Source organism: Pseudomonas sp. S2_E01 (assembly GCF_054668365.1).
The window spans coordinates 5,652,038-5,665,570 of sequence record NZ_CP162762.1; the positions used below are offsets into that span (position 1 = coordinate 5,652,038).

Annotated in this window: 12 protein-coding genes; 2 read left to right on the forward strand and 10 right to left on the reverse strand. The window is 58.5% G+C overall.

The window, feature by feature from the left end; genetic code table 11:
* The first annotated feature begins 5 nt into the window (after positions 1-5).
* Together gmhB and AB4O36_RS26065 are read left to right on the forward strand one after the other, a co-directional pair.
* Positions 6-539: a D-glycero-beta-D-manno-heptose 1,7-bisphosphate 7-phosphatase gene (gmhB, locus tag AB4O36_RS26060; protein ID WP_460140599.1), complete on the forward strand. Its 534-nt coding sequence runs from the start codon at positions 6-8 to the stop codon at positions 537-539.
* Between the two features lie 81 nt (positions 540-620).
* Entirely contained in the window at positions 621-1,400 is a 780-nt protein-coding gene (locus AB4O36_RS26065; protein ID WP_460140600.1) for a lysophospholipid acyltransferase family protein, read from the forward strand.
* Between the two features lie 191 nt (positions 1,401-1,591).
* Here AB4O36_RS26065 and AB4O36_RS26070 read toward each other — a convergent pair whose 3' ends face one another.
* The 10 genes from AB4O36_RS26070 to dnaN all read right to left on the reverse strand — a co-directional run bounded on the left by AB4O36_RS26070 (position 1,592) and on the right by dnaN (position 13,520).
* Positions 1,592-2,560 carry an ABC transporter ATP-binding protein gene (locus tag AB4O36_RS26070; RefSeq protein ID WP_460140601.1) on the reverse strand — a complete coding sequence of 323 codons (969 nt, stop codon included), beginning with the start codon at positions 2,558-2,560 and terminating at the stop codon, positions 1,592-1,594.
* Positions 2,557-3,543 carry an ABC transporter ATP-binding protein gene (locus AB4O36_RS26075; RefSeq protein WP_460140602.1) on the reverse strand — a complete coding sequence of 329 codons (987 nt, stop codon included), beginning with the start codon at positions 3,541-3,543 and terminating at the stop codon, positions 2,557-2,559. The genes AB4O36_RS26070 and AB4O36_RS26075 overlap by 4 nt, the downstream gene beginning before the upstream one ends.
* Positions 3,544-3,545: 2 nt before the next feature.
* Positions 3,546-4,427 (reverse strand): D,D-dipeptide ABC transporter permease, encoded by an 882-nt coding sequence (gene ddpC, locus AB4O36_RS26080; RefSeq protein ID WP_460140603.1) that lies wholly within the window; start codon positions 4,425-4,427, stop codon positions 3,546-3,548.
* A gap of 1 nt (position 4,428) precedes the next feature.
* The gene (locus AB4O36_RS26085; RefSeq protein WP_460119437.1) at positions 4,429-5,445 is read right to left on the reverse strand and encodes an ABC transporter permease; all 1,017 of its coding nucleotides are present in this window, start codon (positions 5,443-5,445) and stop codon (positions 4,429-4,431) included.
* Positions 5,446-5,518: 73 nt separating this feature from the next.
* Positions 5,519-7,096 carry an ABC transporter substrate-binding protein gene (locus tag AB4O36_RS26090; RefSeq protein ID WP_460119439.1) on the reverse strand — a complete coding sequence of 526 codons (1,578 nt, stop codon included), beginning with the start codon at positions 7,094-7,096 and terminating at the stop codon, positions 5,519-5,521.
* A gap of 137 nt (positions 7,097-7,233) precedes the next feature.
* Entirely contained in the window at positions 7,234-7,803 is a 570-nt protein-coding gene (ddpX, locus tag AB4O36_RS26095; RefSeq protein ID WP_460119441.1) for a D-alanyl-D-alanine dipeptidase, read from the reverse strand.
* Between the two features lie 29 nt (positions 7,804-7,832).
* A complete protein-coding gene (locus tag AB4O36_RS26100) occupies positions 7,833-8,693 on the reverse strand; it encodes a MurR/RpiR family transcriptional regulator (protein WP_460119443.1) in 861 nt (286 codons plus the stop codon).
* Positions 8,694-8,876: 183 nt separating this feature from the next.
* Positions 8,877-11,294 carry a DNA topoisomerase (ATP-hydrolyzing) subunit B gene (gyrB, locus tag AB4O36_RS26105; RefSeq protein WP_460119494.1) on the reverse strand — a complete coding sequence of 806 codons (2,418 nt, stop codon included), beginning with the start codon at positions 11,292-11,294 and terminating at the stop codon, positions 8,877-8,879.
* Between the two features lie 5 nt (positions 11,295-11,299).
* Positions 11,300-12,403: a DNA replication/repair protein RecF gene (recF, locus tag AB4O36_RS26110; RefSeq protein ID WP_460119496.1), complete on the reverse strand. Its 1,104-nt coding sequence runs from the start codon at positions 12,401-12,403 to the stop codon at positions 11,300-11,302.
* A gap of 13 nt (positions 12,404-12,416) precedes the next feature.
* Positions 12,417-13,520, reverse strand: coding sequence for a DNA polymerase III subunit beta (gene dnaN / locus AB4O36_RS26115; RefSeq protein WP_460119498.1), 1,104 nt, complete (start codon positions 13,518-13,520; stop codon positions 12,417-12,419).
* Positions 13,521-13,533 lie beyond the last annotated feature (13 nt).

Here is a 13,533-nt window from a genome sequence, read left to right on the forward strand (position 1 = left end):
CCTGTTTGAAACTGCTGATTCTCGATCGGGACGGGGTGATCAACTACGACTCCGACGCTTACATCAAATCGGTGGCGGAGTGGATACCACTCCCCGGTTCGATCGAAGCCATCGCGCAGTTGAGCAAGGCCGGCTGGACGGTAGCGGTTGCTACCAACCAATCGGGCATCGCTCGCGGCTATTACGATCTCGCCACCCTGGATGCCATGCACGAGCGCTTGCGCACGCTGGTGGCGGAGCAGGGCGGTGAAGTCGGGCTGATTGTCTATTGCCCACATGGGCCGGACGAAGGCTGCGATTGCCGCAAGCCGAAACCGGGGATGTTGAAAACCATCGCCACACATTACGACGTGCCGCTGACGAGTCTCTGGTTCGTCGGCGACAGTCTCGGTGACCTGGAAGCTGCCAAAGCCGTCGATTCTCAACCTGTTCTGGTGAAGACCGGGAAAGGCGAAAAAACGCTAGGCAAGACCCTGCCAGTGGGCACCCTGATTTTTGACGATCTTGCGGCGATTGCCGCAGAACTTATCCACAATTAGAGCGCTTTCGAATTCCTGACCAGGGATTGTTCGGGAGTGCGCTTTATATAGACGGGCAAAGCCCGCACGGTAAACGTCACCATGTCGATACTGCAGGCCATCAGAACTTTCCTCTTTTACCTGCTGCTGGGCACCAGCTCCTTGCTCTGGTGCAGCCTGAGCTTTTTTATCGCGCCGTTTTTGCCATTCAAGGCGCGCTATCGTTTCATCAACGTCTACTGGTGCCGATGCGCCCTGTGGCTGAGCAAGGTGTTCCTGGGTATCAGCTATGAAGTGAAAGGCGCCGAGAACGTGCCCGACCAACCCTGCGTGATCCAATCGAACCACCAGAGCACCTGGGAAACGTTCTTCCTCTCGGCCTATTTCGAGCCGTTGAGCCAGGTGCTCAAGCGCTCCCTGCTGTATGTGCCGTTCTTCGGTTGGGCCATGGCCATGCTGCGACCGATCGCCATCGATCGCGACAACCCCAAGGCAGCACTCAAGCACGTGGCGAAGAAGGGCGACGAACTGTTGAAGGATGGTGTCTGGGTGTTGATATTCCCCGAGGGCACCCGGGTTCCCTACGGCAGCATCGGCAAGTTCTCCCGTGGCGGCACCGCACTGGCTGTCAATGCATCGCTCCCCGTGCTGCCAATTGCACACAACGCAGGCAAATTCTGGCCAAAAACCGGTTGGGCGAAGAAGCAGGGCGTGATCACCGTGATCATCGGCGAGCCAATGTACGCCGAAGGCAGCGGGCCTCGCGCCATTGCCGACCTCAACGACCGGGTGCAGGCCTGGAACGAACAAATGCAGAGGGAAATGGGCTCGCTTCCGCCTACGGCGCATGCCCCGCAGGAAGGCAATCAACTGCCGGCGTAAAATCTGTGGATAACCTGTGCGCCGTTTTGCTGGCGCTTGACGATATAACGACCTAATTAATTGATTTATATGCATATTTCTTAAGCTCATAAAACTTGGAAAAATGTGCATAGGTTTCTTGGGGTATAAAAAACCGGCTTATGGAGCCGGTTTTTTTGTGCGCAGAAATCCGTATTTTTATGAGGGTGGAGTCAGCTCTGTAAATGACACCGCGCCCGCTGCTGCTCGCTACCCCGCAACACCTGGGGTTTCTCACAACCCGCAGTGCTCAGGCTGCAACGTTCACGAAAGAAGCAGCCCGTCGGCAGCTGACGGTTGCCTGGCAGCTCGGTCGGCGCCGCAACCTGCTCCCCATGCATGGCAACCCCCAGTCGCGGCACGGCGTCGAGCAACAGGCGGGTGTAGGGGTGGCGCGGCTGATCGAGTACCTGAGCGGCGTTGCCCAGTTCGACGATTTGCCCCAGGTACATCACCGCCACTCGATCTGCCATATGACGAACCACGGACACGTTGTGAGAAATCAGGATATAGGTCAGGTTGCGCGCGCGTTGAAGCTCTGCGAGCAGGTTGAGGATCTGCGCCTGAACCGAGATGTCCAGCGCCGAGGTCGGCTCGTCGAGGACGATGATGTCCGGATCGGAGGACAGGGCACGAGCAATGGCGATCCTCTGACGCTGACCACCGGAAAACTGGTGGGGGAAGCGGTCCAGGTATTCCGGCCTGATGCCAACCTGGGCTGCGACCCTGGCAGCGACTTCGCGCATGTGAGCCTGATTGACCTTCCCCCGGGCATATAAGGGTTCGGTGATGATTCGCCAGATCGGCAGGCGCGGGTCCAGTGAAGACTGCGGGTCCTGGAACACAATCTGCACGTTGCTGCTTTCACTTGCGCCATGGCCTGCCCAGTTCAGATCGCCACTGCTGGGCGGTATCAAGCCCATTAAAAGCTGTGCCAGCGTGCTCTTGCCGCAGCCCGACTCACCAACGATGCCCAGGGTTTCGCCCGCGCGAACCTGAAGGTCAATGCCATTAAGGGCATGGGCATAACCGCGCGGCCGACCCAGCCAATCGTTGCTGACCGGGAACCGCACGCGTACATCATTGAGCTCAAGGATCGAAGGGACCATTTGGGTTGCACCCTCTTGAACGGCACTGTTCATGATGAAAGCTCCTGGACGGGCAACCAGCAAGCGCTCTTGCGGTCCTCGTTGATGGCAATCAGGGGCGGGCGTTTGGCACACGTGGACATGGCGTAGGCGCAACGCTCCTGAAACGTGCAGCCCTCAGGTAGCGACGCCAGGTTGGGCACTTGCCCGGGGATGGTCAGCAATGGCTGGCCGGGCTCGACCATTTCCGGAAGGCCACTGAGCAGCCCGCGGGTATAGGGATGTTGGGGCGAGTGCATGACATCGACCGTGCGCCCTTCCTCGACCACTGCGCCGGTGTACATCACGTACACCCGGTCACAGAACTGGGACACCAGCGCCATGTCGTGGGTGATCAGCAGAATCGCGGTGCCCCGTTGCCGGGCCTTTTCCCGCAGCAGCAATAACACCTGGCGTTGCACCGTTACATCCAGGGCGGTGGTCGGCTCGTCGGCGATCAACAGTTGCGGTTCACAGGAGAACGCCAGCGCGATCATCACCCGTTGGCGCATGCCGCCGGATAATTCGAAAGGGTAACTTTCCAGTACATGCTCTGGGCTGGCGATGTGCATGTCGCGCAACAGGGCAATCGCCTTGAGCCGGGCCTGGGCCGCGCTGATTTGTTGGTGATGCATGATCACATCGAGCATCTGACGACCGATGCGCCGGGTCGGGTTCAGGGCGGTCATTGGCTCCTGAAAGATCATCGCCGCATCACGTCCGCGAATCTTCAGCAGTTCCTTTTCAGGTGTCGCCAGCATGTCGCGGCCCAGCATGTTGAGGCTGCCTGCGGTAATGCGATAGCTGCGCTCGGGTAGAAGACGCATGCTGAGCATCGCCGTGACCGACTTGCCCGAACCGGACTCACCCACCACACCGACAATTTCGCCGGGATTGACGTGCAAACTCACGCCATTAAGCGCCTTCACATTGTTTTTGTAAGCCGGGAATTCCAGGCTCAGGTTATCGATGGCCAGCACAGGGCTTGAAGTGTTCATGGTCATTTCCCCTGTTGCCGTGGGTCGAGCAGATCGCGAACGCCATCGCCCAGCAGGTTGAAGCCGGTGGCGGTGATCAGGATCGCCAGGCCTGGAAACGTCGAGTACCACCAGTTATCCAAGATGTAGTTACGCCCGGTGGCGACCATTGCGCCCCACTCGGCGGTAGGTTGCTGCGCGCCAAGACCGATGAAACCCAGGGCAGACGCCATGAGGATCGCGCTGCCGATGTCCAGGCTGAGTTGCACCAGCAACGGCGGCATCGCGTTGCGCGCCACGTGCCAATGCACGACATGCCAGCGCCCGGCGCCAAAGGTGTGGGCGGCCTTGACGTAACCCATCTGCCGAATGCTCAGGGCTTGACCACGGGCCAGGCGTACGTAGGACGGGATCCGTACCAGGGTAATCGCCAGCATGGCGTTGAACAGACTCGCCCCCAGCGCGGCGGCCAATGCCATGATCAGCACCAGGGATGGCACCGAGAGCATGATGTCCATCAGACGCATGACGAGCGCGTCAAAACGCCCGCCGATCACCCCGGAAAAACAGCCGAGCAACCCGCCAATGAAGCAGGAGGCAAAAGCCACGAACAGGCCAACGCCCACCGACTGCTGGCTGCCGAACAGCACCCGGCTGAACAGGTCGCGGCCCACTTCGTCGGTGCCGAACCAGTGCTCGGCAGATGGCGGCGCCAGGCGTTCGCCTAGGTTCAAGGTGTTCGGGTCATGACTGGCCAGCCATGGCGCGAAAATCATGCACAACAATACGATCGTGGTGATGAACAGCCCCGCCATGGTCAGCGGGCTGCGGCGGATCTGGTAGCCCAGGTAGGCGAGTTTTTCCGCCCAGCGCGCACGGGGCGTTGCCGTCAGATTTACGGACATTTCAATTCACCTCGCCGATGCGTGGGTCGATGACGCGATACAAAAGGTCGATGGCCATGTTCAACAGGACATAGATGAACGACACCAGAATGGCGAAGCCCATTACCGCCGGGAAATCCAGTGACTGGATCGACTTGACCACATACGCCCCCATGCCGGGCCAGGCAAACACGGTTTCGGTAAGCACCGCACCGTATAGCAGGTCACCGAGGGTCAGCCCGAGGACCGTCACCGAAGGGATAAGGGCATTGGGCAGCGCGTGACGCAAAATCACGGTCCAGCGGGACAAACCATAAGCGCGAGCGGTGCGGATGTAATCTTCTCCCAGTTGATCGAGCATGGCAGAGCGGATCTGCCGGGCAACCACGCCCAAGGTCACGAAACCCAAGGTCGCGGCAGGAAGAATCAGGTGCTCGGCGGCATCGAGAAACAGCCCGATATCTGCGGCTAACAACGAGTCAATCAGGTAAAAACCAGTGATCGTCGCCGGTGGCATAACCCCTTCGGACAACCGGCCGCCACCTGGCAGCCAGCCCAGATGGCCGTAGAAAAGGACGATAGCACCCAGGCCGAGCCAGAAGGCCGGCGTGGAAATACCCGTGACCGCCAGGGTCCGCGCGATCTGGTCGATCAGCCGGTTGTGGTAAACCGCGGATAACACGCCCAGTGGCACCCCGACCAGAATCGCCAGTGCCAGTGCCACCAGCGCCAATTCCAGCGTTGCCGGGAAGAAGGCCTGAAGGTCGTCCAGCACGGGACGGTTGGTACGGATCGATGTCCCCAGGTCACCGTGCAAAAGGTCCATCAGGTAGCGGCCGTATTGTTGATACAGCGGCAGATCCAATCCCAATTGATGACGAATGCCGGCCACCAGGGCGTCGCTGGCGCGGTCGCCGGCGATCAGGCGAGCCGGGTCGCCCGGAATCAAGTGGGAAATCGAGAAGGTAATCAGCGAAACACCGAACACGACCAAAATCAGGCCGAACAGGCGCTTGCGCAACAACGTCAGGAAGGCCATCTGGCACCTCAGTCACACGAGCAATGAAATCAGAAGCCGCGCCAGCCCATTTGGCTGGCGCGATGGAGCAGGGTTACTTGCTCATGCTGCCCAGGTTGAACACTTGTTCGAGCATGGGGTTGAACACGTAGCCCTTGACTGAATCACGCATCGGCAGGGTGTAGCTCTTCTGATAGAGGTACACATAGACACTGTCGTCGAGCACTTTCTTTTGCGCGGTCTGATACAGCTCGACTCGCTTGGCCGTGTCGCTGACAGCGGCCGCTTCGCGGATCAGCTTGTCGACTTCCGGGTTGCTGTAGAACGAACGGTTACCTTGCAAACCCTGCATCTTGGAGTCGAACCAGAAGTTCATGAACATGTAGGGGTCAGCGAAATCCGGGCTCCAGCTGCCGGCGGCAATGTCGTAATCGCCCTGGCCAACACGTTCACGCAGGGTAGCGTTGGCGGTCTTTTCCAGCTTGAGGTTGATGCCCAGCGGTGCGAGTGCCGCCTGCAAGGTCAGGCCGATCGGTTCCCAGTTGGCGTCCTTGTCGGAGTACATATAGTTCAGCGTGGTAATCTTCTGCGGCGCCTTGGCCAGGCTGTTCTTGGCGGCCGCCATATCCTGCTTCATGACAGGCAGCGAACTGTCGTAGGCCCACATGCCATCCGGGATCGGCCCGTTCAGCAGCTTGGCTTTGTCCTTGAGAATGCCTTTGACGATACCGTTGTAATCCACCGCTTCGGTGATGGCCCGGCGAGCGTTGACGTCGACCAGCGGACCCTTCTTGTTGTTCAGGTACAGGTAGGTCACGCGCAGCGACGGATATTCGCGCACAGCCACACCCGGCTTGGTGGCGAGCGCGCCCAGTTGGTCCTCGGGCATGTCTTCAATGATGTCCAGGTCACCGCGTTCCAGTTGCAGGCGGCGCACTGACGGCTCGGCGATGGTCTTGAGGATCACCGTCTTGAACGCAGGCTTGGCGCCGGCATAGTGCGGGTTCGGCTCCAGCGTCACGGACTGGCCCTTTTGCCAACTGCTCAGACGGAACGGGCCGGAACCTGCGGTATGGCTGGACAGCCACGCATTGGCTTCGGCGCCCTTGTCGGCTACCAGCGGGTTCACGATCGAGGCGCCGTTGTGAGCCAGGGTGAACAGGAACGGGGCGAATGGCGTTTTCAGGGTAAATCGGATGGTTTGCGGGTCGATCACCGCCACCACCATGTCCTCCGGGAATGCACCGGACGGCCCCTGCTTGAGGGTCATCAGACGATCAAAGGAAAACTTCACGGCATTGGCATCCACGGCCGTGCCGTCATCGAACTTGTTGCCGGGCTTGATCTTGAACTCCCAAACCAGGTTGTCTGGCGACACGGTCCAGCTTTCTGCCAGATCGCCGGTCACTTCGGTGCTGCTCTTGTCTCCATCGGTCTTGTAGGTCACCAGTCGCTGGTAGGACGGGTAAGTGATGGTCCAGTCGTTGTTGTCGAAGGTGACCGCAGGGTCCAGCGTCTGTGGGTCGGCGGGCTTGCCGATCACCAGGGTGTCTGGGGCTGTCGCCGCAGTGGCGGCCTGCCAAGCGCCCAGGCTCAACGCGCTGCATAAGAGGCCAAGCAGCAATTTGCTGCGTGGGAAGGTTTTGCTGCTCACGGTGTTCATTGGGGTCATGCCGGTTTCCTTGATCATTCGATGTATGGAAGTACGTCAGGTTTTTTATAAAAGCTATAACCGGGCAGTTGCAGGTGAAGCGGGTAAAGCTCATTTGTTGTTTTGGTAGTGCTGGCGAAACTCTGCGGTTTCGTTTTTCAGGTGATTGCGTTGCTTGAAAAAGAGGTCTGGTTGTCTTCCAGCAGCGGGTAGTTGTCGGCATCCGGGAGTTCGTAATGCCACCACTCGGTGTCAATCGCACGAAATCCGGATGCCAGCATGATCCCCAGCAGGAGCAGACGATTGCGCTGCACCTGGACGGGCAGGTCGGGGTAGAACGGGTGGGACTTCTCTTCCATGACATCGAAGCCGGTGCCCATGTCCAGCGGCTGCCCATCGCTATCAATCAGCGTCAGGTCCACGGCTACGCCACGGCTATGGTGAGAACCCAAATGTGGATCGCGCACGTAATTACCGTCCGGCAATGCTTCCCACAGCAGAAATTGGGCGAAGGGCGGACGGTAGGCGTCGTAGATACGCAGCGTGTAGCCCGCCAGCCGCGCCAGCTCACTGGCCTTGGCCAGGCAGTCGGCCGCCTGGCGATGCAGCAGGCAACGGGCGCTGGGGTAGATCACCTTTCCAGCCAGATTGTCGGCGCTGGCGTAGATCAGGTCGATTTGTACCTGATAACGCTCGGGATCAATCTCTACAAGGGGGCTGCTGTTCACGCAAAAACTCCATTGGGGTTGGGATGGATCTAACCTTCGAACTGACCAAAGGCTTTTTGCAATTGGCGATTTTTTGTCAGGCGCTCATCCAGGCGGTCGCCGTATTTTTCCGCGACGGCCGACACCATCAGGTTCAACAGACTGGCCAGCGGAGCAGGGGAGTCCCAGAACTGCCCGACATCGGTTTTAAGCTGCAACAGGTCCAACTGATAGTCACGGGCCCAGGGGCATTGCAGGTCGGTGATCAGTGCCATGGGCAGGTTGTTATCGATTGCCGCGTCGCAGAACGTGCGAGTCACGCTTGAGTAGGCACGGAAATCCGAAATGATCGCGTAGGGGTTTTCAAAGCCAGAATTGAGGGTCTCGGCGTAGATGCCCGACAGACCATCGACGTAGTAAACCTTCGGCCGGATGTACTCCAGGTGACTGTGAAATGCGGTCAGAATCCCGCGGGTCGACTGGATGCCCAGGATGAACACCGCGTCAGCTTCATGGATGCGCTGCACGATGTCGGCAAACACCCCCGTGCGCGCCAGCGCGTAGACGTGGCGGATGGCTTCGATCTCGCGACTCAGGGAACGGTCGAGTGCATCTTCGCGCTCGCTTTCAGTGCGGAAGGCGCCGATGCGGTCGGTAATCAACCAGGAGGCTGGCGCATCGCCGCGCAGGCTCTGTTTGACCTCATCAATATTCTGGTAACCCAGTGAACGAAAGAAACGACCCACGGAAATGCCGGTGGTGGAAGCCTGCTGCGCGATGCTGTCGGCTGACTCGAAAGGGAGCTGGTCCGGATTGCCCAATAGGTAGCTGGCGATGCGTTTGCCCGTAGGCGTCAGATTCGAGAACTCTTGCTCAAGCAACTGAAGGAAGCTGTTCTTTTCGGTCGACATCTCAGCACCACCGTTTGAAAAATTGTTATTGCGGTGTCATTAACTGCATTTATGTTACACATATAACATTAATATCCAACACAACACCACGTTTTTTTAGGGGAGATCGCGTTTCGATCCAGGAAAAAACCCAAAAAAAACCAGCGCAATGCGCTGGTTTTTTAGTTTGGCGAATCCGCTGGATCAGAAGTCCAGGTTGGATACCGCCAAGGCGTTGCTTTCGATGAAGTCACGGCGAGGTTCGACCGCATCACCCATCAGGGTGTTGAAGATCTGGTCAGCGCCAATGGCGTCTTCGATAGTCACTTTCAGCATCCGGCGAACGCTTGGGTCCATGGTGGTTTCCCACAGCTGATCCGGGTTCATTTCGCCCAGACCTTTGTATCGCTGGATAGTGTGGCGCTTGGTGCTTTCGGCCATCAGCCACTCCAATGCTTCCTTGAACTCGGTGACGGCTTTCTTACGCTCTCCGCGTTGGATGTATGCGCCCTCATCCAACAGAGTGCTCAACTGTGCTCCCAGCGAAACGACAGTTTTGTAGTCGTTGCTGCCAAAGAAGTCGCGGTTGAAGGTGACGTAGCTCGACAAGCCGTGGGAGGTCAGCTCGACTTCCGGCAGCCACACGCCACGCTCACGATCTTCACGCAGGCTGGCTTTGTAGACCAGGCCAGACTTCTCGACAGTGCGCAGGCGGGTTTCGTACTGGGTCAGCCATTCCTGCATGGCGGCGTGATCGCCGAGTTTTTCCAGGCTCACGGCCGGCAGGTAGATGAAGTGCTCGGTCAGCTCCTGCGGGTACAGGCGCGACAGACGCTTGAGGGTCTTCATCACCATGCGGAAGTCATTCACCAGACGTTCCAGCGCTTCACCGGAGATGCCTGGAGCGTCTTCGTTGAGGTGCAGGCTCGCATCTTCCAGGGCCGACTGCGTCATGTACTCTTCCATGGCGTCGTCGTCTTTGATGTATTGCTCTTGCTTGCCTTTCTTGACCTTGTAAAGCGGCGGTTGGGCGATGTAGATGTAGCCACGCTCGATCAGCTCTGGCAACTGACGAAAGAAGAAGGTCAGCAGCAGGGTACGGATGTGCGAACCGTCGACGTCAGCATCGGTCATGATGATGATGTTGTGATAACGCAGCTTGTCGATGTTGTACTCTTCGCGGCCGATGCCGCAGCCCAGCGCGGTGATCAAGGTGCCCACTTCCTGGGAAGAGATCATCTTGTCGAAACGTGCTTTCTCGACGTTGAGGATCTTGCCCTTCAGTGGAAGGATCGCCTGCGTCCGGCGGTTACGACCCTGCTTGGCAGAACCGCCAGCAGAGTCACCTTCCACGAGGTACAGTTCGGAGAGGGCAGGGTCTTTTTCCTGACAGTCAGCCAGTTTGCCCGGCAGGCCAGCAATGTCCAACGCGCCTTTACGGCGAGTCATCTCGCGAGCCTTGCGCGCCGCTTCACGGGCACGCGCCGCGTCGATCATCTTGCCGACGACCAGTTTGGCTTCGTTCGGGTTTTCCAACAGGAAGTCGGAAAAGTACTTACCCATTTCCTGTTCGACAGCGGTCTTCACTTCGGAAGACACCAGCTTGTCCTTGGTTTGGGAGCTGAACTTCGGATCCGGCACCTTCACCGAGATAATCGCCGTCAGGCCTTCGCGAGCGTCATCACCCGTGGTGGCGACCTTGTGCTTCTTGGCCAGGCCTTCCTGCTCGATGTAGGTGTTCAGGTTACGCGTCAGTGCGGAACGGAAACCCACCAAGTGAGTACCGCCGTCACGTTGCGGAATGTTGTTGGTGAAGCACAACAGGTTCTCGTTGAAGCTGTCGTTCCACTGCAGGGCGATTTCCACGCCGATGCCGTCTTCACGCTGGATGTTGAAGTGGAACACCTGGTTGACCGCCGTCTTGTTGGTGTTCAGGTATTCAACGAACGCACGCAAGCCACCTTCGTACTTGAACAGCTCCTCTTTGCCGCTGCGCTCATCCTTGAGGACGATGCCGACACCTGAGTTGAGGAAGGACAGTTCACGGATACGCTTGGCCAGGATGTCCCAGCTGAAGTGAATGTTCTTGAAGGTTTCGCTGGAAGCCTTGAAGTGGATCTGGGTGCCGGTGGTGTCGCTGTCGCCAACGATGGCCATGGGCGCCTGCGGCACGCCGTGCACGTAGGTCTGTTCCCAGATCTTGCCACTGCGGCGAACGGTCAGTACCAGTTCTTCGGAGAGGGCGTTCACTACCGACACACCCACGCCGTGCAAACCGCCGGATACCTTGTAGGAGTTATCGTCGAACTTACCGCCGGCGTGCAGTACGGTCATGATGACCTCGGCTGCCGAGACGCCTTCTTCTTTGTGCACATCTACCGGAATGCCTCGACCGTTGTCACGAACGGTGATGGATTCATCCGGGTGGATGATGATGCTGATGTCGTCGCAGTGACCGGCCAAAGCTTCGTCGATCGAGTTGTCCACCACCTCGAACACCATGTGGTGCAGACCGCTGCCATCGTCAGTATCACCAATGTACATACCGGGACGTTTGCGCACGGCATCCAGGCCTTTCAGCACCTTAATGCTCGATGAGTCGTACGTATTTTCTTCGCTCAATGCCTTCACTCCCGATGGTCGTGGGTCTGGGTGATACGGCCCTGTTCCACGTGGAACAGAGCGACTGGCGTTTCCGTCTGCCAGCCTTCCCTCAATAATTCATGATCTACACAGGTTATGAACACCTGGCAGCGTAAGTCTTCCAACAAGCGGCAAAGCGCGCGACGGTGCTGCTCGTCCAATTCGGACGGCAAGTCATCCACCAGATAAATACACTGACCACGCCGAGCCTGACTCACCAAATGCCCTTGGGCAATTCGCAATGCACAGACCACCAGCTTCTGCTGACCGCGGGACAAAATATCCGCAGCATTGTTTGCCCCCAATCTAAGGCGCAAATCTGCTCGCTGCGGACCGGCCTGGGTATGACCCATTTGCTGATCCCGTTGCAGGGATCCGGCAAGCACTGCACTCAGTTCGCGGTCTTTGTCCCAGCCTCGGTAATAGCTGAGCGTCAAACCCTCAAGCTCAACCAGCTCGCTCAAGGTCTGTTCAAAGACTGGTTTCAAGGCTTTGATATAGGCGCGGCGGTATTCATCAATTTCAGCGCTGGCCTGGCACAGTTCCCTGTCCCAAACCGCCTGCGAAACGGCGTCAAGTGTACCATGCCGCAGCCAAGAGTTTCTCTGGCGCAGAGCCTTCTGCAAGCGCTGCCAGGTCGACATGAATCGCGGTTCCACGTGGAACACACCCCAATCGAGAAACTGGCGGCGAATCTTCGGTGCCCCCTCCAGCAGGCGAAAGCTGTCAGGGTTGATCAGCTGTAAAGGCAGGATCTCAGCCAGCTGCGCAGCGCTACGGGCGTTTTGGCCGTCAATGCGAATCTGGAACTCGCCCTGTCGGTCCCGGGATATGCCAAGAGCACTCTGTCCGCCTTCAGCCAATTCGACTTGGCCAAACACGGTGCACGCCAACTGTTCATATTGAATGACGGGCAACAAACGGGTGCTGCGAAACGAACGGGCGAGCCCCAGCAGGTGAATGGCTTCCAGAACACTGGTTTTGCCGCTGCCGTTAGCGCCGTAAAGAATGTTGATTCGGGGGGAGGGGGAGAAGGTCACCGGGTGCAAATTGCGCACCGCGGTGACCGAGACGCGACTTAAGGACATCTCGTTGTGCTGATTACAGGCGCATCGGCATGACGACGTAGGCCGAATCATCGTTGTCGGACTCTTGCACCAGCGCACTGCTGTTGGAGTCGGACAGGATCAGGCGAACCTGTTCGGTAGTCATTACGCCCAGCACGTCGAGCAGGTAGCTCACGTTGAAACCAATCTCCAGGTTACCGCCGTTGTACTCAACGCCGACTTCCTCTTCTGCCTCTTCCTGTTCCGGGTTGTTGGCCTGGATTTTCAACTGACCGCTGGCCAGCTGAAGGCGAATGCCACGGTACTTCTCGTTGGACAGAATCGCGGTACGGCTGAAGGCCTCACGCAGCGCCTGGCGATCACCCAGCACCAGTTTGTCGCCGCCCTTAGGCAGGACGCGCTCGTAATCAGGGAACTTGCCGTCCACCAGTTTCGAAGTGAAGGTGAACTCACCGGTGGTAGCGCGGATGTGGTGTTGACCCAGGACGATACTGACGTTGCCTTCAGGCTCGGTCAGCAGACGAGCGAGTTCGAGGATGCCTTTGCGCGGTACGATGACCTGATGGCGATCCGGCTGACCGATGTCGGCCTGCATCGAGCACATGGCCAGACGGTGACCGTCGGTGGCCACTGCGCGGATGATCCCCGCGGAGACCTCCAGCAGCATGCCATTAAGGTAGTAACGCACGTCCTGCTGGGCCATGGCGAAGCTGGTGCGTTCGATCAGGCGACGCAGCTTGCTTTGCTCCAGGCTGCAGGTCAGTGAGCCTGGGCCTTCTTCCACCGTCGGGAAGTCGTTGGCCGGGAGCGTCGACAGCGTAAAACGACTACGGCCAGCCTTCACCACGAGCTTCTGTTCATCGACCTTGATGTCGATCAGGGCATCGTTCGGCAAACTCTTGCAGATGTCCATCAGCTTGCGCGCAGGGACCGTGATGGAACCCGGGTCGGCCGGCTCTTCGAGCTCGACACGACCGACCAGCTCGACTTCCAGGTCAGTACCGGTCAGCGAGAGCTGCTGGCCTTCGACAACCAGCAGCACGTTAGAGAGCACCGGCAAGGTCTGGCGGCGCTCGACGACGCCTGCGACCAGTTGCAGGGGTTTCAACAGGGCTTCGCGTTGAATGGTGAAATGCATGGTCTAGTCCCTT

Coding starts and splice junctions, on each gene's coding strand:
- AB4O36_RS26065 (WP_460140600.1), top strand. CDS start 621: ATGTCGATACTGCAGGCCATCAGAACTTTCCTCTTTTACCTGCTGCTG.
- AB4O36_RS26070 (WP_460140601.1), bottom strand. CDS start 2,560: ATGAACAGTGCCGTTCAAGAGGGTGCAACCCAAATGGTCCCTTCGATC.
- AB4O36_RS26075 (WP_460140602.1), bottom strand. CDS start 3,543: ATGAACACTTCAAGCCCTGTGCTGGCCATCGATAACCTGAGCCTGGAA.
- ddpC (WP_460140603.1), bottom strand. CDS start 4,427: ATGTCCGTAAATCTGACGGCAACGCCCCGTGCGCGCTGGGCGGAAAAA.
- AB4O36_RS26085 (WP_460119437.1), bottom strand. CDS start 5,445: ATGGCCTTCCTGACGTTGTTGCGCAAGCGCCTGTTCGGCCTGATTTTG.
- AB4O36_RS26090 (WP_460119439.1), bottom strand. CDS start 7,096: ATGACCCCAATGAACACCGTGAGCAGCAAAACCTTCCCACGCAGCAAA.
- AB4O36_RS26100 (WP_460119443.1), bottom strand. CDS start 8,693: ATGTCGACCGAAAAGAACAGCTTCCTTCAGTTGCTTGAGCAAGAGTTC.
- recF (WP_460119496.1), bottom strand. CDS start 12,403: ATGTCCTTAAGTCGCGTCTCGGTCACCGCGGTGCGCAATTTGCACCCG.
- dnaN (WP_460119498.1), bottom strand. CDS start 13,520: ATGCATTTCACCATTCAACGCGAAGCCCTGTTGAAACCCCTGCAACTG.